General features: G+C 67.0%; 16 protein-coding genes. 6 read left to right on the top strand and 10 right to left on the bottom strand.

Annotation, left to right across the window (positions count from 1 at the left end; genetic code table 11):
* Positions 1 to 86: 86 nt before the first annotated feature.
* The 7 genes from EPK82_RS09955 to bioB form a co-directional block, all read right to left on the bottom strand.
* Positions 87 to 821, bottom strand: a complete 735-nt coding sequence (locus EPK82_RS09955; RefSeq protein WP_134676459.1) for a putative metalloprotease CJM1_0395 family protein — start codon at positions 819 to 821, stop codon at positions 87 to 89.
* Between the two features lie 52 nt (positions 822 to 873).
* Positions 874 to 1,173, bottom strand: a complete 300-nt coding sequence (locus EPK82_RS09950) for a hypothetical protein (RefSeq protein WP_047592815.1) — start codon at positions 1,171 to 1,173, stop codon at positions 874 to 876.
* Between the two features lie 96 nt (positions 1,174 to 1,269).
* Positions 1,270 to 1,959 carry a dethiobiotin synthase gene (bioD, locus tag EPK82_RS09945; protein ID WP_037056071.1) on the bottom strand — a complete coding sequence of 230 codons (690 nt, stop codon included), beginning with the start codon at positions 1,957 to 1,959 and terminating at the stop codon, positions 1,270 to 1,272.
* A 62-nt stretch (positions 1,960 to 2,021) separates the two neighbouring features.
* Entirely contained in the window at positions 2,022 to 2,879 is an 858-nt protein-coding gene (gene bioC / locus EPK82_RS09940) for a malonyl-ACP O-methyltransferase BioC (protein WP_394346197.1), read from the bottom strand.
* Complete coding sequence (locus EPK82_RS09935; protein WP_134676458.1) at positions 2,869 to 3,591, bottom strand: alpha/beta fold hydrolase; 723 nt, start codon at positions 3,589 to 3,591, stop codon at positions 2,869 to 2,871. The genes bioC and EPK82_RS09935 overlap by 11 nt, the downstream gene beginning before the upstream one ends.
* Positions 3,584 to 4,753: an 8-amino-7-oxononanoate synthase gene (gene bioF / locus EPK82_RS09930; protein WP_037056074.1), complete on the bottom strand. Its 1,170-nt coding sequence runs from the start codon at positions 4,751 to 4,753 to the stop codon at positions 3,584 to 3,586. The genes EPK82_RS09935 and bioF overlap by 8 nt, the downstream gene beginning before the upstream one ends.
* Before the next feature lie 106 nt (positions 4,754 to 4,859).
* The gene (gene bioB / locus EPK82_RS09925) at positions 4,860 to 5,918 is read right to left on the bottom strand and encodes a biotin synthase BioB (protein WP_037056076.1); all 1,059 of its coding nucleotides are present in this window, start codon (positions 5,916 to 5,918) and stop codon (positions 4,860 to 4,862) included.
* Positions 5,919 to 6,104: 186 nt separating this feature from the next.
* Here bioB and EPK82_RS09920 point away from each other — a divergent pair, with 186 nt between their 5' ends.
* The 5 genes from EPK82_RS09920 to rarD all read left to right on the top strand — a co-directional run bounded on the left by EPK82_RS09920 (position 6,105) and on the right by rarD (position 10,313).
* Positions 6,105 to 6,398 (top strand): hypothetical protein, encoded by a 294-nt coding sequence (locus tag EPK82_RS09920; protein ID WP_134676457.1) that lies wholly within the window; start codon positions 6,105 to 6,107, stop codon positions 6,396 to 6,398.
* A gap of 43 nt (positions 6,399 to 6,441) precedes the next feature.
* A complete protein-coding gene (locus tag EPK82_RS09915; RefSeq protein WP_134676456.1) occupies positions 6,442 to 7,182 on the top strand; it encodes a ComF family protein in 741 nt (246 codons plus the stop codon).
* A 61-nt stretch (positions 7,183 to 7,243) separates the two neighbouring features.
* A complete protein-coding gene (locus EPK82_RS09910) occupies positions 7,244 to 8,008 on the top strand; it encodes a TOBE domain-containing protein (protein WP_134676523.1) in 765 nt (254 codons plus the stop codon).
* A 74-nt stretch (positions 8,009 to 8,082) separates the two neighbouring features.
* Complete coding sequence (locus tag EPK82_RS09905; protein WP_134676455.1) at positions 8,083 to 9,057, top strand: serine/threonine protein kinase; 975 nt, start codon at positions 8,083 to 8,085, stop codon at positions 9,055 to 9,057.
* Positions 9,058 to 9,416: 359 nt separating this feature from the next.
* On the top strand, positions 9,417 to 10,313 hold the full coding sequence (gene rarD / locus EPK82_RS09900; protein WP_134676454.1) for an EamA family transporter RarD: 897 nt from the start codon (positions 9,417 to 9,419) through the stop codon (positions 10,311 to 10,313).
* A gap of 253 nt (positions 10,314 to 10,566) precedes the next feature.
* Here rarD and EPK82_RS09895 read toward each other — a convergent pair whose 3' ends face one another.
* A complete protein-coding gene (locus tag EPK82_RS09895; protein WP_037056085.1) occupies positions 10,567 to 11,085 on the bottom strand; it encodes a glycine cleavage system protein R in 519 nt (172 codons plus the stop codon).
* 33 nt (positions 11,086 to 11,118) lie between these two features.
* Positions 11,119 to 11,568, bottom strand: a complete 450-nt coding sequence (locus EPK82_RS09890) for a GNAT family N-acetyltransferase (RefSeq protein ID WP_134676453.1) — start codon at positions 11,566 to 11,568, stop codon at positions 11,119 to 11,121.
* Positions 11,569 to 11,927: 359 nt separating this feature from the next.
* On the opposite strand from EPK82_RS09890, the gene EPK82_RS09885 reads away from it, so the two are divergent.
* Positions 11,928 to 14,105, top strand: coding sequence for a malate synthase G (locus EPK82_RS09885; RefSeq protein WP_134676452.1), 2,178 nt, complete (start codon positions 11,928 to 11,930; stop codon positions 14,103 to 14,105).
* Positions 14,106 to 14,201: 96 nt separating this feature from the next.
* Here the strand turns inward: EPK82_RS09885 and EPK82_RS09880 are convergent, their stop codons facing one another.
* Positions 14,202 to 16,268, bottom strand: a complete 2,067-nt coding sequence (locus EPK82_RS09880; protein ID WP_134676451.1) for an LTA synthase family protein — start codon at positions 16,266 to 16,268, stop codon at positions 14,202 to 14,204.
* Positions 16,269 to 16,322: the final 54 nt, after the last annotated feature.

Here is a 16,322-nt window from a genome sequence, read left to right as displayed (position 1 = left end):
CCACGAGGCTGCGGCCGAAGCAATCAAACAGGCGTTTGAAACATACGTTTACGCCAACCCCTTGTCAAGCGCTGCCAATCGACCCGTCACGCGACCAGATCGATGCCGGGCTCCGACGACGGCAACTCGCCCAGGCGCCGGTACAGGTCAAGGTCAGGTGCGGGCGGCACGGCCTGCTGGCCCTGCTCGTCAGACGCCTCCTGGGCTTGCCGTTCGTCGTCGCGCCCCTTGCTCTCCTCGCTGGCGCTGGCGGCTTCGTCGCGGCGCAGCTCGGCCAGCTCCACCCGCGCCTGCGCCGCCTTGGCCTGGGCCTGGGCGGCCACGCGCAGATCCTGTGCGGAGGGCTCGGCGGGCGCGAGGGCGGCACGCAGCACGACTTCCATCTTGCGCAAGGTGGCTTCGGGGTCATTGGGGACAGCGGCCGTGTCGATGCCGACCTCACCGGAGACGGCATAGCGCTGGCCGTCAGGGCCACGCTTGAAGCTGTAGGTCGGTGAACCGGCGTACTGCCCACCGACAGCCGCATGGGCCTGTTCGTGGGTGCGCACTTCGCGATCGCGCTGAACCAGATCGGCGATCTCCAGCTGCTGCTGGCGCTGCTCCCGGGGGCTGGCTTCGGCGCTGTCGTCCGCCGCATCGGTGGAGGTACGGTCAGCCTCTTCGCGCCCGGAGGCGCTGGAATTCGCCTGCTGCTCCTGCGGCGCGGTCACGGGTGCCTGGTCGGCACGGGCGATATCGGGGGAAACGTCGGACGAGAGGGGCCGAGCCGAAGAGAAGGACGGCGCAGGGACGAAAGGTGGCACGCTGTTGCCGATCTGCATGTGCTCCCTCCTACCCCGTTGCAGGCCGCATCCACGGCCGGGGTGGAACTACTTACGCACGCGTGTCGATGAGCGTACCCAGCACCTCATCGGCGGTTTCCACGACACGTGAGCTGGCCCGCACCTCGTTCTCGCCAACGCGCAAGGCGACCAGGCTTTCCGCCAGGTCGGGGCGCGTCTGCTCGGCAGACTGTGGCGTGGGGTTCACCTGGTTCTGCGGTGGCGTCTGGCTGGGCTGCTGCGGCTCGGTCACCGCGTTGCTGGCGATGTCGCTGGCCGCCTGCTCGACACGGCGTTGCCCGGCCTGGATGCCGTTCAAACCCGAACTGAATGCATTGCTGGAGATTTCCATCGACAGCTCCCAAGGGGAAATAAAACCTGATGCTGCGTATTGAAGCAGAAGTCGGCTAAAAAATGTACAGACAAAAGGCTATCGTCCGCCGGCTGTTTATTCCCAGTCGACCAGGCGTTCCAGCGCCAGGTGCTGCGCCACCGCTGCGGCGCTCGCATCTGCCAGGTACGGCACCCGGCCCAGGCACGGGGCGGGCAATCGCTCGCCCAGGGTCGCCAGGTTCTCTTCCAGGCGCGAGGTCTGCGGGTCGACGATATTGGCGACCCAGCCGGCAAGCTCGAGCCCGTCACGTTCGATGGCCTCGGCCGTCAGGACCGCGTGATTGATGCAGCCCAGCCGCACACCCACGACCAGGATCACCGGTATCGCCAGCGCCTGGGCCAGGTCCGACAGGCTCTCGCGCCCGGCCAGGGGTACACGCCAGCCACCGGCACCTTCGACCAGGGAGAAGTCGGCGTTCCTTGCCAGGATCGCGCGTACCGGGCTGGCCAGGCTGGCGACAGTCAACTCGACGCCGACCTCGCGCGCCGCCAGGTGCGGCGCGATCGCCGGCTCGAACGCCAGCGGGTTGACCTCCTCGTAGCGCAGCGGCAGCGAGCACTGCGCCAGCAGGGCCAGTGCATCGTCGTTGCGCAGCCCTTGCGGCGTTCGCTGGCAACCGGAGGCGACCGGTTTGGCCGCCGCAGTACTCAACCCGCGCAGGCGGGCAGCGTGCAGCAGGCCGGCAGCGATGGTGGTCTTGCCGATCTCGGTATCCGTCCCCGTGACGAAGTAGGCGTGCGTCATGACGATGTCTCCCGTCGCTGCTATCCGAAGGTGTCTTTCTGGCGGGCGATTACGGGCCGCCGCTAGGCGACGCCAGCAAGGTCGCCCGGAAGTTTCTGCAACACGCCGTAGACCACCTGATAGGTGGCAGGCAGCCCGGCGGGCTGACGCCAGCGCTCGTAGGCCTCGACCAGCGCGCGAATGCGCGCACGCCCGGTCAGGCCGCCCGGCCGGCCTGGGTTGAGGTTGTGCGCGCCAAGGTCCTTGAGCGAGGTGGTCAGGCTGCGCAGGTCGGGGAAATGCAGCGTTTGCGCCTGGCGCTGCAGGCTCAGCACCTGCATGCCACTGGCGGCGCAACACTGCTGGTAGTCCTCGAACCGGCGGAAGCGATTGACGTGGACGAAGCCGTCGACCGCCTGCCAGCTGTCGCGCAACTCCTGCAGGGTGCCGACGCACAGGCTGGAGAACGCCAGCACGCCGCCGGGGCGCAACACCCGCTGCGCTTCGCTCAGCACGCGCGGGAAATCGGCGCACCACTGCAGCGCCAGGCTGGAGAACAGCAGGTCGACGCTGGCCGTCTGCAGCGGCAGGGCCTCGGCATCACCGGCGATGAAATGCGCGGCGCCCCCCTGGGGCCTGGCATGGCGCAGCATGCCTTCGGCGATGTCCATGGCCAACCCCGTCCCCTGCCCATAGCGCTCGCCAAGGGCGCGGGTGAAATAACCCGTACCGCTGCCCAGGTCCAGCCAGCGATGCGGCTGCAGCGAAACCGGCAGACGCGCCAGCAGTTGCGTGCCGACATGGCGCTGCAGCTCGGCCACGGCATCGTAGCTCGCCGCCGCTCGCGAGAACGACGCCGCCACCTGGCGCTTGTCCGGCAGGGCCGCCGTGCTCACCTCGACGTCGGAGCCCTGCGCGCGTTCGAAACGCTCAGCCATCATCGGACTCACGGATGAAATCCAGCATCAGCGCCGCCACGCTGTCAGCCTGCTCGTGCACGAAGGCATGACCGCAGCCCTCCAGTACATCCACCTCGCCCGCCGGCAACAGCGCCAGCAGCGCGTCGCCCGCCGCAGCCGGGACCAGGGCGTCCAGCTCGGCCAGCAGATGCAGCTGCGCCCCGCCGAAGGCCGCCAGCGGCGCACGATTGTCGAGGCTCGCCAGAACCCGCAGGCCGGCGAGCAGTGCCGCCTCGTCACCCGCGAGCAGGTGGGCCTGCAGCTGCCGCGACAGGCCGCGCGCATCTGCAGCGCCCTGGGCACAGAGCATGGCGAAGCGTTTCAGGGTCGCGCCGGCATTCGCCTGGCAGCCCTGGTAGAACGCGTTGTAGGTGTCCTCGGCCAGCGCCTGCGGCCAGCGCTCGCTGGCCACGAAGCAGGCATTGCTGGCCAGGGTAATCAGGCCGCGGCAACGCGCGCCGCGCCGCGCCGCCAGGGCAGCGGCGAGCATGCCGCCCAGCGACCAGCCGGCCAGCCAGCAACCATCGGCCAGACGCGCATCCAGCTCGTCGAGCCAGTCCCCGGCAGACGCGGAGGCCAGCCTGGGCAGTGCGGCGACCTGCACCTGGCACTCGCCACCCAGTGCATCCGCGAGGGGTTGCAGCACGGCCGCATCGAAGCCCCAGCCGGGCAGCAGAATCAGTTTCTCAGTCATCGGTGTGCACCTGGGGCCAGCATTCGGCCAAGGCTTCGAGCAGCAGTTCGAGCTGCGCTGCGCTATGGGCGGCGGAGAGGGTCACGCGCAGGCGCGCGCTGCCGGCCGGCACGGTCGGCGGACGGATGGCGCCGACCAGCATGCCGCGCGCCTTGAGCAACGCAGAAAGCTTCAGGGCACGGGCGCTGTCACCCACCAGGATCGGCTGAATCGGCGTCGGGCTGTCCATCAGGTCCAGGCCGATCTCGCTGGCGCCCTGACGGAAGCGGGCAATCAGCCCGGCCAGGTGTTCGCGGCGCCAGCTCTCGGTACGCAGCAGCTCCAGGCTCTTCAGCGTGGCGCAGGCCACGGCGGGCGGCTGGCTGGTGGTGTAGATATAGGGGCGGGCGAACTGGATCAGCGTCTCGATCAGCTCTTCGCTGCCAGCGACGAAGGCACCGGCGGTACCAAAGGCCTTGCCCAGGGTGCCGACCAGCACCTGCACGTCATCCTGGCCCAGGCCGAAATGTTCGACGATGCCAGCGCCGGTCGCGCCCAACGGGCCAAAGCCATGGGCGTCGTCGACCATCACCCAGGCATCCTTGAGCCGCGCCTCGGCGCACAGCGCCGGCAGGTCGGCCAGGTCGCCATCCATGCTGAACACCCCATCGGTGACCACCAGGCAGTTGCCGCTGGCCTTGCGCAGGCGATTGGCCAGGCTGACCGCATCGTTGTGCAGGTAGCGCGAGAAGCGCGCGCCGGACAGCAGGCCGGCGTCGAGCAGCGACGCGTGGTTGAGGCGATCCTCCAGCACGCTGTCACCCTGGCCGAGCAGCGCGGTGACGACGGCGAGGTTGGCCATGTAGCCCGTGGAGAACAGCAGCGCGCGCGGGCGTCCGGTGAACGCGGCGAGCGCCTCTTCCAGCTCATGGTGAGGCGTGCTGTGGCCGATCACCAGGTGCGACGCGCCGCCACCGACGCCCCATTGCTCCGCGCCCTGCTGCAGCGCGCGAATCACCTCGGGGTGGTTGGCCAGGCCCAGGTAATCGTTGGAGCAGAAGGCCAGCAGCTCCTGGTCATCAGCACGCACCTGCGGACCCTGCGGGGTCTGCAGCAGGGGGCGGCTGCGGAACAGGTCGGCTGCCTGGCGTTCGGCCAGGCGGGCAGCAAGATCGAAAGACATGGCAGGCACCGGAGAACGGTGGATAACCGCAAGCGGGTCAGCCACCCTGCGCATGACCTCGGGCTGCGCAGGGCGGATGACGCTTCATCCATCCACCTGGGAGATATCAGGCCGAGGCCGCGTTGTAGAACAGCTGGGAGTCGCGTTGCTCGACCAGGGCCTGCTCGATGGCCGCCTGGTGCACCTCGTCGGCATGTTCCTCGCGCTCTTCCGGCTTGATGCCGAGGCGCTTGAACAGGGCCATGTCCTTGTCGGCCTGCGGGTTGGCGGTGGTCAGCAGCTTCTCGCCGTAGAAGATCGAGTTGGCACCGGCCATGAAGGCCAGGGCCTGCATCTGCTCGTTCATCTGCTCGCGACCGGCGGACAGGCGCACATGGGACTGCGGCATCATGATGCGCGCCACCGCCAGGGTGCGGATGAAGTCGAACGGATCGACGTCCTTCTCTTCGGCCAGCGGCGTGCCCTTGACCTTGACCAGCATGTTGATCGGTACGCTTTCCGGGTGCTCGGGCAGGTTGGCCAGCTGGATCAGCAGCCCGGCGCGGTCGTCCACCGACTCGCCCATGCCGAGAATGCCGCCGGAGCAGATCTTCATGCCCGCCTCGCGCACGTAGGCCAGGGTCTGCAGGCGCTCGCCGTAGGTGCGCGTGGTGATGATGTTGCCGTAGAACTCCGGCGAGGTGTCGAGGTTGTGGTTGTAGTAGTCCAACCCCGCATCGGCCAGCGCCTGGGTCTGTTCCTGGTCCAGACGACCGAGGGTCATGCAGGTTTCCAGGCCGAGCTTCTTCACGCCTTTGACCATTTCCAGCACGTAGGGCATGTCCTTGGCCGACGGATGCTTCCACGCCGCGCCCATGCAGAAGCGCGTCGAGCCGATGGCCTTGGCCTCGGCCGCCGCCTCCAGCACCTTCTGCACCTCCATCAGCTTTTCCTTGTCCAGGCCCGTGTTGTAGTGGCCGGACTGCGGGCAGTACTTGCAGTCCTCCGGGCAGGCACCGGTCTTGATCGACAGCAGGGTCGAGACCTGCACGCGGTTGGGATCGAAGTGCGCGCGGTGTACCGTCTGCGCCTGGAACAGCAGATCGTTGAAGGGCTGCTCGAACAGCGCGCGAACTTCGGCGAGGGACCAATCGTGGCGGGCGGTGGTTGCTGCGGTTGCGCTCATCTGGGAAATCCTTCGACGCTTGGTGGCATCTGTTTGAGGGGGCATTCAGGCTCAGGCCATCATAAGTGGCAGTTGGATGCTGTCAACCGCAAGAAAGGCACAGGTTTACCACTGATCACATATTGATCGATCGAACTTCCATCATGGCATCTTGCCCAATGCCTATCGCCAATACAGGACGCTTGCATGCAGGTAGAAGGTTTCTTCGAAGGACTCGGCCAGGTACTGGGTCGCGCCATCCGTTTCGTCGTGGACGTGCTGTCCGGTGCGCTGGGAGCCGTTGCCGATGCATTCGACGATTTCCTCCGCGGCCTGGCCAGCGCCATCGGCATGGACGTCTCGATCTTCAGCATCATCCTGCTGATCATCGGCCTGCTGTTTCTCTACAACGGCGTGCGTGCGCTGCTGAGACGCTCGATCATCGGCGGGATCATCTGGCTGTTCCTCGGCCTGGTGGTGATGGGCTGGTTGATTCGCTGAGACCTGCTAGGCTCGGGGCTCCGTCGCTCAAGGATGAGCCGTCATGCCCGGATTCGACCTGCGCTCGCTGCAACGTCTCGGCTGGTTGCGCCTGCGGCGCCACTGCCAACTGTGCGACGACGCCAACGACCACCCCACGCACGGCATCTGCACGGCCTGTGAAGTCGAGCTGCCCTGGCTGGGGGCGCATTGCCTAGTCTGCGCCGTGCCCTTGCCCGCGCAAGGACTGACCTGCGGCGCCTGCCAGAAGAAGGCGCCAGGCTTCACCCGCGTGGAAGCGCCGTGGCGCTATGCCTTCCCGGTAGACAGCCTGATCACCCGCTTCAAGCACCAGGGCCAGTGGCCGCACGGTCGCCTGCTCGCCGAGTTGCTGGCCGAGCACCTGCGCCATGCCTATGCCGAAGGCCTGCCCAGGCCACAGGCCTTGCTGCCCGTGCCACTGGCTCAGCGGCGGCAACGGCAACGTGGCTTCAACCAGGCGCAGATGCTCGCCGACTGGCTGGGCGCCAGCCTGCAGTTGCCGGTTCACGGCGACTGGTTGCGGCGCCCGCTCGATACCCCTGCGCAGCAGGGGCTGAACGCCGCCACGCGCAAGCGCAACCTGCGCCAGGCCTTCGCCCTGGAGCCGCAGGCCCGGCTCCGCGGCGCTCATCTGGCGCTGGTCGATGACGTGCTGACCACGGGCGCGACCGCCAGCAGCATCGCCCAGCTGCTGCACCGCGCCGGGGCGTCACGCATCGACGTTTACTGCCTGGCCCGCACGCCAGCACCGAGTGACGGCTGACTTGACGTGCCGGGCGCAGTCACGCACCGTGCCCGACATTCTTCTCGCCTGCCCGTCCGCCATGTCTCAGCTCGACCCTCTCGCGCAACTACTCAGCCGTCGCCCCAAACGCCTGGCCCTGCTGGAACGGATTGCCGAGCTGGGCTCCATCACCCGCGCCGCCAAGGCCGCCGGGCTGAGCTACAAGGCGGCCTGGGACGCCATCGACGAGCTGAACAATCTTTCCGAGCAGCCGCTGGTCAGCCGCAGCGTCGGCGGCAAGGGCGGTGGCGGCGCACGCCTGACGCCAGCCGGCGAGCGCCTGCTGGCCCTGCACCAGCGCGTGCAGGCGCTGCAGGCCCAGTTGCTGCTGGCCGCCGAGGACGACGCCGACCTGCAACTGCTCGGCCGCCTGATGCTGCGCACCAGCGCGCGCAACCAGCTCGCCGGTCGCGTGCGTGCGATTCATCCTTGCGGGCACAACGACCTGATCGATATCGAACTGCCGGGCGGTGAGCGGCTGCAGGCGCAGATCACCCATGACAGTACGGACAACCTGCACCTGCAGCCGGGCAGCAACGTCGTCGCCCTGATCAAGGCCGGCTGGCTGGAGCTGCACCCGCTGCACGCGCCCCGCGACGAACAGCGCAATGCCCTCGAAGGGCGCATCGAACAGATCATTCCGGCGCTCGACGGCCCCAGCGAAGTACGCATCGGCCTGGCCAGCGGCCAGACCCTGTGCGCCTTGATCGCCGCCGAGCAGCTGACGGCACTGGGCCTGAACCGCGACGACCCGGTCCGTGCCCAGTTCGCCGCCAGTCAGGTGCTGCTCGGCACCCAGCTGTAGCGCACCGGCGACGACCAGCCCCCTGCGCCTCGCGCAAGCCGGTAGACTGGGCGCCCACTTGTGCGGAGCCGTTCATGAGCCATCCTTTTTCGACCCTCACCCCGGACCTGGTACTCGACGCCGTGGAAAGCCTCGGCTACCTCAGCGACGCTCGCGTGCTGGCGCTGAACAGCTACGAGAACCGCGTCTATCAGGTCGGCATCGAGGGCGAGACGCCGCTGATCGCCAAGTTCTACCGCCCGGATCGCTGGAGCGACGCGGCGATCCGTGAAGAGCATGCCTTCAGCGCCGAGCTGGCCGAGCATGAAGTGCCGGTGGTGGCGCCGCTGTCACGCGACGGCGAGACGCTGTTCGCGCATGGCGGTTTTCGCTTCGCCCTGTTCCCGCGCCGTGGTGGCCGCGCCCCGGAGCCCGGCAATCTCGATCAGCTGTATCGTCTAGGCCAGTTGCTCGGACGCATGCACGCCATCGGCGCCAGTCGTCCGTTCGCCCACCGCGAGACCCTGGCGGTGGACAACTTCGGCCATGCCGCCCTGGGCGCACTGCTCGACGGCGGTTTCGTTCCGAAAAGCCTGCTGCCGGCCTACGAGTCGGTCGCCCGCGACCTGCTGGTACGCCTCGACGAGCTGTTCTCCCGCGTGCGCTACCAGGCCATCCGCCTGCATGGTGACTGCCACCCCGGCAACCTGCTGTGCCGCGATGACAGCTTCCATATGGTCGACCTGGATGACTGCCGCATGGGCCCGGCCGTGCAGGACCTGTGGATGATGCTGGCCGGCGAACGCCATGAGCGCCTCGGCCAGCTTGCCGAACTGGTCGATGGCTATCAGGAGTTCCATGATTTCGCCGCCCGCGAACTGCCGCTGATCGAGGGCCTGCGCGCCCTGCGCCTGATGCACCACAGCGCCTGGATCGCACGGCGCTGGGACGACCCGGCCTTCCCCCTGGCCTTTCCCTGGTTCGCCGGCGAGCGCTACTGGGGCGACCAGATTCTCGCCCTGCGCGAGCAGCTGGCTGCGCTGGATGAGGAGCCGTTGCGGCTGTTCTGAAACCTGGCCTGGCTGCGCGCCCGGCGTGAATCCGAGCCACGCCCTCGCGCGAGGTCATTGCGGCGATTCGAGAGATGGAGCTTTCGCGGCTGAAGCCGCTCCTAGCGGTGTTCACCTGTGCCGTAGGAGCGGCTTCAGCCGCGATGCTTGCCGTTCCACCCCGGGGTCCCGGATTGCATCCGGGCTACCCAGCGACTGCGCCGGCCCCGCATACCGATACAGTTGCGCGCACCGCGTAAAGTTTGCCTTACGACTTTCCCCCAGGCCTGGGCAGCCAGGGAAACTGAACGGACAGACAAGTCCGGGGCCAGAAGACTAGAATTTGCCGGCACCTCAAGCCGCCCCAGCAAGGATCATCGATGGCCACCGCCAACCCGCAGCGCGGGTACATTCTGGGCCTTACCGCCTACATCATCTGGGGCCTGTTCCCCCTCTACTTCAAAGCCCTGCAAAGCGTACCCGCGATGGAAATCATCGTTCATCGCGTGCTCTGGTCGGCGCTGTTCGGCGGCTTGCTGCTGTTCGTCTGGAAGCACCCGGGCTGGTGGCGCGAGCTGCGTGACAACCCCAGGCGCCTGGCGGTGCTCGCCGGCTGCGGCCTGCTGATCGCCACCAACTGGCTGGTGTACGTTTGGGCGGTGAACAACGGGCGCATGATCGAGGCCAGCCTGGGCTACTACATCAACCCGCTGATCAACGTTCTGCTCGGCCTGCTGATCCTCGGCGAACGCCTGCGCCGCCTGCAGTGGCTGGCCGTCGCGCTGGCCGCGCTGGGCGTGCTGCAACAGCTCTGGCAGGTCGGCAGCCTGCCCTGGGTCTCGCTGGTGCTGGCCCTGACCTTCGGTTTCTACGGGCTGATTCGCAAGCAGGCGCCAGTCGCGGCCCTGCCCGGCCTGGTGGTGGAAACCTGGCTGCTGCTGCCGTTGGCACTGGGCTGGCTGCTCCTGCACCCGGCGGCCACGAGCAGCCAGGCAAGCTTCTGGACCAGCAGCGAGGCCCTCTGGCTGGCGGCGGCAGGCCCGATCACCCTGGTGCCGCTGGTGTGCTTCAATGCGGCGGCGCGGCACCTGCCCTACACCACGCTGGGCTTTCTGCAGTACCTGGCGCCCACACTGGTGCTGCTGCAGGCCATCCTGCTGTTCGACGAGCATTTCTCGCCGAGCACCCTGCTCGCCTTTGCCTGCATCTGGGCTGCGCTGATTGTATACAGCATCGATATCTGGCTGAGCCTGCGCAAGCGCCCGCCCGCTCGATAGGCAGCAGGAGACGGCGCCGAGGCGTTGCGCGCCGTACTCGCTGCACAGAAAACGCTCAGCCGGCTGCAGGCCGCGTCGTTCCTGGCGCGGCCTCGTTCACCCCAGGCTTATCCACAGATCCATCCCCGGCATTTGTGCACAAGCCATTGATCCTGCTGATTTTTTAGCCAGCCAACGAAAAGCCCCGGCGCACTAGGTGGTGCGTCGGGGCTCCCCAGTTTATCCACAGGCTGATCCACGCAGGCCGTGGATATCAGTCCTCGGCACGCAGGTTCAGCTCGACCATCAGGTCATCGGCCAGGGTCTCCAGGCGTGCCTGCAACTGCTCCAGTTCCAGCGACTCGGGCACCGCCAGCATCGCTTCGGCGGTGAACAGCAGCTCGCCGCTCATGGGCGCCGGCGCCACTTCCGTCAGCAGGTTTTCCAGGTTGACGCCCTGCTCGGCGAGCACGCGGGTGATGTCGCGGACGATACCCGGACGGTCGTTGCCCACCAGCTCCAGGCGAATCGAGGTGAAGCGTCCGCCGGGCTCGCTGCCACTGGCCGCCAGTTGCACGCGAATCCCCTGTGCGCTCAGGGCTTCGAGCTCCCGGATCAGCGCACCATGCGCCTCGCCCGGCACGTCCACCCGCACGATCCCGGCGAACTGCCCGGCCATGCGCGCCATGCGGCTCTCCAGCCAGTTGCCGCCGTGGGCCGCGACGCAGCCAGCCAGGCGCTCGACCAGGCCGGGTTGATCCGCGGCAATCACCGTCAATACCAGATGATCCATCTACTGCCCCTCTCTCATGTCATAGCCACAGGGTCAGCGCTTCAGCGCCAGCCAATAGGTAAGGAACTGTTCGTCACGCACATAGCCGAGACGCTCGTAGAGACGCTGCCCGGCCAGGTTGCTCTTCGCCGTCTCCAGCTGCAGGCCACAGGCACCCGTGGCCTCGGCGTGGGCACGGGCCGCGTTCATCAGCGCCTCGCCGACACCTGCGCGGCGGGACGCTTCGTCCACATATAGATCGCTGAGCAGCCAGGCCGGTTCCAGCGCCAGCGAGGAGAACAACGGATAGAGCTGGACGAACCCCTGGGCAACGCCCTGCGCGTCGCGGGCGATGAACAGCTGCGCGTCGCCGCGTTGCAGGCGCTCGCCGAGGAAATCCGCGATGTCCGTCTCTGCCCTCGGCACCTGGTAGAAACGCAGGTAGCCGGCGAACAGACGCGAGAGATCGACCAGGTCATTGGCACTAGCAGCAGATACCGTCATGAGGCACTCCAGAATGCACGACAGGCAGTATAGGCGAGGCGGCGTAGGCCATATTCGCGTGCTTGTCAGTAGCCAGAACAATTAATCGTGTACGTTTTTACGATTTTTATGAAACAATGACACTCTTTTTTGCACACACAGCGTATCGATAATGACCGAAAAGACCTTTTCGGTCGCGGACTGACGTATCCCCACTGCATTTCCCCCGAATCTTGATGTAGTATGCCGCGCCTTGGACTACAAGACGGCAAGGCCGTCTCCGACGAGCCTCTCCAAAGGCGTAGTCGATGGCAACGCAGGTAGTTTCAGAGGGGCCCGAAGTGGCTTTTGAGTAGAGCTCAGAGAGAGTGAGGCAAGTGATGACTGAACGCGTTCAAGTCGGTGGCCTGCAGGTCGCCAAAGCCCTGTACGACTTCGTGAACAACGAAGCCATCCCCGGTACCGGCATCGCTGCCGACAGCTTCTGGGCTGGCGCCGCCGCGGTCATCAAGGACCTGGCACCGAAGAACCGTGCCCTGCTGGCCAAGCGTGACGAGCTGCAGGCGCAGATCGATGCCTGGCACCAGACGCGCCAGGGTCAGGCTCATGACGCCGCTGCCTACAAGGCCTTCCTGCAGGAGATCGGCTACCTGCTGCCAGAGCCGCAGGACTTCCAGGCCACCACGCAGAACGTCGACGAAGAAATCGCCCGCCTGGCCGGCCCACAGCTGGTCGTGCCGGTCATGAACGCCCGCTTCGCCCTCAACGCCTCGAACGCCCGCTGGGGCTCGCTGTACGACGCACTGTACGGCACCGACGTGATCAGCGAAGAAGGTGGCGCCGAGAAGGGCAAGGGCTACAACAAGGTCCGTGGTGACAAGGTCATCGCCTTCGCTCGCGCCTTCCTCGACGAGGCCGCTCCGCTGGCCGCCGGCTCGCATGTCGACTCCAGCGCCTACAAGATCGTCGACGGCAAGCTGGTCGTCGGCCTCAAGGGCGGCAGCAACACCGGCCTGCGCGACGACGCGCAACTGATCGGCTTCCAGGGTGACGCCAGCGCACCGGTCGCGGTGCTGCTCAAGCACAACGGCCTGCACTTCGAAATCCAGATCGATGCCAGCAGCCCCATCGGCAGCACCGACGCCGCCGGCGTGAAAGACGTGCTGATGGAAGCGGCGCTGACCACCATCATGGACTGCGAAGACTCCGTCGCCGCCGTCGATGCCGACGACAAGGTCGTGGTCTACAAGAACTGGCTGGGCCTGATGAAGGGCGACCTGGCCGAGGAAGTGTCCAAGGGCGGCAGCACCTTCACCCGCACCATGAACCCGGACCGCGTCTACACCAAGGTCGACGGTGGCGAACTGACCCTGCACGGCCGCTCGCTGCTGTTCGTGCGCAACGTCGGTCACCTGATGACCAACCCGGCCATCCTCGATGCCGAGGGCAACGAGATTCCGGAAGGCATCCAGGACGCGCTGTTCACCAGCCTGATCGCGGTGCACAACCTGAACGGCAACACCAGCCGCAAGAACACCCGCACCGGCAGCGTCTACATCGTCAAGCCGAAGATGCACGGCCCGGAAGAAGTCGCCTTCACCAGCGAGATCTTCGCCCGCGTCGAGGATGTGCTGGGCCTGGCCCGCAACACCCTGAAAGTCGGCATCATGGACGAAGAGCGCCGCACCACCGTCAACCTCAAGGCTTGCATCAAGGCCGCCAGCGAGCGCGTGGTGTTCATCAACACCGGCTTCCTCGACCGTACCGGTGACGAGATCCACACCTCCATGGAAGCGGGCGCGGTCGTGCGCAAGGCCGCCATGAAGAGCGAAGCCTGGATCGGTGCCTACGAGAACAACAACGTCGACGTCGGCCTGGCCACCGGCCTGCAGGGCCGTGCGCAGATCGGCAAGGGCATGTGGGCGATGCCGGACCTGATGGCCGCCATGCTCGAGCAGAAAGTCGCGCACCCGCTGTCCGGCGCCAACACCGCCTGGGTCCCGTCGCCGACCGCCGCCACCCTGCACGCCCTGCACTACCACAAGGTCGACGTGTTCGCCCGTCAGGCCGAGCTGGCCAAGCGCACCCCGGCGTCGGTGGATGACATCCTGACCATCCCGCTGGCCAAGGACACCAACTGGTCAGCGGAAGAAATCCGCAACGAGCTGGACAATAACGCGCAAGGCATCCTCGGCTACGTGGTGCGCTGGATCGACCAGGGCGTCGGCTGCTCCAAGGTGCCAGACATCAACGATGTCGGCCTGATGGAAGACCGCGCCACCCTGCGTATCTCCAGCCAGCTGCTGGCCAACTGGCTGCGCCACGGCATCGTCAGCGAGGCGCAGGTGGTCGAGAGCCTCAAGCGCATGGCACCGGTGGTCGACCGCCAGAACGCGGCCGACTCGCTGTATCGCCCGATGGCCCCGGACTTCGACAGCAACGTCGCCTTCCAGGCCGCGCTGGAGCTGGTCGTCGAAGGCTGCAAGCAGCCCAACGGCTACACCGAGCCGGTCCTGCACCGCCGTCGCCGCGAGTACAAGGCCAAGAACGGCCTGTGATACCCGCGCAGCAGGTATGAAAAAACCGCCCCTCGGGGCGGTTTTTTATTGGACGGTCGCGGCTCAAGCCCCTTCCGCAGAAGCAGGCCTGTGCAGCTAGCGCTTGGCCTGCGCCGTCTTGTCCAGCGAGACGCCGGTGGTATTGCCCAGCAGGCTGGCGGTCGCGGTCTGGACGAAGGCCGACAGCTTGCGCTCCAGGTCCGTACGCGCCTGGGCGTCATCGATCACCTCGGCACCTGCGTCGTGGCCCAGCTGGTAGCGATACAGGCGCGCGTCACGGTCACGTGGCTTGACCAGGATGCGGTCACCGCTCACCAGGCCCACGGTCTGGTCACTGCCGGACGGCTTGATCACCGCCACCCCCGCATCGCCCGGTGGCAGCGCCAGCAGGTCGCGGCCCCAGCACTGCGCCTGCACCGGCAGGCCCAGGCGCCCGACGATGGTCGGCACCACGTCGATCTGGCTGCCGACGGTATCGCGGCTGCTGCCGAAGGTCTCCTGCACGCCCGGACCGATCATCAGCAGCGGGATGCTGAAGCGCGACAGGTCCATCTCGGTGATCTGTTCATCGTTGCCGAAGCCGTGATCGCCCAGCACCACGAACAGGGTGTCCTTGAAATAGGGTTCCTGGCGTGCCTTGGCGAAGAACTGCCCCAGCGCCCAGTCGGCGTAGCGCATGGCGGTCAGGTGCTCGTCGAGCGAACCGTGGCCGCTGACGCGCTCGACCGGCAGGTTTTCCGGCAAGGCGTAAGGGGTGTGATTGGAGAGCGTCTGCAGCAGCGCATAGAAGGGCTTGCCCTGGCGCCCCAGCCTGGCCAGTTCGTCGGCGCCACGGCTGAACATGTCCTGGTCGGAGACACCCCAGGTCGGGTCGATGAACACCGGGTCGACGAAGTCCTCGCGGCCGACGAAATTGCGCATGCCCTGGTTGGCGAAGAAGCCGGACTGGTTGTCCCAGGCGAAACTGCCGTTGTAGACGTAGACGTCATCGTAGCCACGGGCACTGAGCAGCTGCGGCAGCCCGGAGAACTGGTGGCTGCCCTCGGGCATGCGCATCAGGTACTCGAACGCCGGCAGGTTGGGGAAGCAGGCCATGGTGGCGAACATGCCCTGGTGGGTGTGGGTACCGTTGGAGAACACGCGCTGGAACAGCAGACCCTGCTTGGCCAGCGCATCGAAGTTCGGCGTGATGCCGTCCTGGTTGCCCATCGCGCCGATGTAGCGCCCCGCCATGCTTTCCATGAGGATCACCACCACGTTGCGCACCTGCGGCAGCTGGCCTTCGGGCGGCGGCGTGTAGATGCGGCGCACGGCCGCCTGGTCGGCATCGATCAGGCGGTCACGCGGGGTCAGCAGCAGGTCGCGGGTCACCTGCCGGGCCTCGTCCGCCGGCAGGGTCGCCTTCCAGCTGTTGTCACGGTGATCGGAGAAGTAGTTGCTGGCGGCATTGGCCAGGGTCAGGGTGCCGTTGAGGCCCAGGTGGTTGGCGAACATCGAATCGGTGGTATAGGCGTCGCCCCAGCGCAGCGGCGGACCGGAGCGCAGGGTGCCACGCGCGGCCACGACGCAGACCAGCAGGAACATCACGAACACCGCGCTGCGGGCCGCCCAGTGCGGCGCGCTGGCGTTCGCGCGTGCACGGGTGGCGCGTTCGATGCGGCGGAACAGCCAGGCCAGCAGCACGCTGGCCAGGGCCCAGACCAGCAGCAGGCGCAGCACCGGGAAGCCGTTCCAGATCATGCTGGCCACGGTGCCCAGGTCTTCCTGCATGTACTGGAACACCAGGCTGTTCAGGCGCTGATGGAATTCGCGGTAGAAGTTCAGTTCGACCACGGCGAAGAACAGGCACAGGCTGGTGGCGAGGGTCAGCCAGGCCACCTGCAGGTGGCGCGCACGCATCGCCCGCACGCTGAGCAGCGCCAGGGTCAGCGGGATGCACAGGTAGACGATCAGGCGCAGGTCGAACCGCGCGCCGTTGAAGAAGGCCTCGGCGAAGGTGCTGGCCGGCGTATCGGCGATCAGCGCATGGTTGTAGGCCAGCAGGCCCAGGCGCGCCAGCGCGAACAGCAGCAGCATGCACAGTGCGCTGCTCAGGATGAATGCCAGATGGCTGGCGATGCTGACCTGAGCCGGGGCTCGGGCGGCGGGTACGGATGGCTGCATGGAAAGGCCTGCTGGTTGCGGAACACGAGGGCTGGCGAAGTCTGCCCGGGGGGA

Origin of the sequence: Ectopseudomonas khazarica, assembly GCF_004521985.1 — a bacterium.
GTDB lineage: Bacteria > Pseudomonadota > Gammaproteobacteria > Pseudomonadales > Pseudomonadaceae > Aquipseudomonas > Aquipseudomonas khazarica.
Note: the sequence above shows the minus strand (reverse complement) of the source record. Positions and strands in the feature narration are given on the sequence as shown.

Coding starts and splice junctions, on each gene's coding strand:
- EPK82_RS09880 (WP_134676451.1), bottom strand. CDS start 16,268: ATGCAGCCATCCGTACCCGCCGCCCGAGCCCCGGCTCAGGTCAGCATC.
- bioD (WP_037056071.1), bottom strand. CDS start 1,959: ATGACGCACGCCTACTTCGTCACGGGGACGGATACCGAGATCGGCAAG.
- EPK82_RS09935 (WP_134676458.1), bottom strand. CDS start 3,591: ATGACTGAGAAACTGATTCTGCTGCCCGGCTGGGGCTTCGATGCGGCC.
- EPK82_RS09885 (WP_134676452.1), top strand. CDS start 11,928: ATGACTGAACGCGTTCAAGTCGGTGGCCTGCAGGTCGCCAAAGCCCTG.
- EPK82_RS09910 (WP_134676523.1), top strand. CDS start 7,244: ATGTCTCAGCTCGACCCTCTCGCGCAACTACTCAGCCGTCGCCCCAAA.
- EPK82_RS09915 (WP_134676456.1), top strand. CDS start 6,442: ATGCCCGGATTCGACCTGCGCTCGCTGCAACGTCTCGGCTGGTTGCGC.
- EPK82_RS09895 (WP_037056085.1), bottom strand. CDS start 11,085: ATGGATCATCTGGTATTGACGGTGATTGCCGCGGATCAACCCGGCCTG.
- rarD (WP_134676454.1), top strand. CDS start 9,417: ATGGCCACCGCCAACCCGCAGCGCGGGTACATTCTGGGCCTTACCGCC.
- EPK82_RS09955 (WP_134676459.1), bottom strand. CDS start 821: ATGCAGATCGGCAACAGCGTGCCACCTTTCGTCCCTGCGCCGTCCTTC.
- EPK82_RS09950 (WP_047592815.1), bottom strand. CDS start 1,173: ATGGAAATCTCCAGCAATGCATTCAGTTCGGGTTTGAACGGCATCCAG.
- bioB (WP_037056076.1), bottom strand. CDS start 5,918: ATGAGCGCAACCGCAGCAACCACCGCCCGCCACGATTGGTCCCTCGCC.
- EPK82_RS09920 (WP_134676457.1), top strand. CDS start 6,105: ATGCAGGTAGAAGGTTTCTTCGAAGGACTCGGCCAGGTACTGGGTCGC.
- EPK82_RS09890 (WP_134676453.1), bottom strand. CDS start 11,568: ATGACGGTATCTGCTGCTAGTGCCAATGACCTGGTCGATCTCTCGCGT.
- bioC (WP_394346197.1), bottom strand. CDS start 2,879: ATGATGGCTGAGCGTTTCGAACGCGCGCAGGGCTCCGACGTCGAGGTG.
- EPK82_RS09905 (WP_134676455.1), top strand. CDS start 8,083: ATGAGCCATCCTTTTTCGACCCTCACCCCGGACCTGGTACTCGACGCC.
- bioF (WP_037056074.1), bottom strand. CDS start 4,753: ATGTCTTTCGATCTTGCTGCCCGCCTGGCCGAACGCCAGGCAGCCGAC.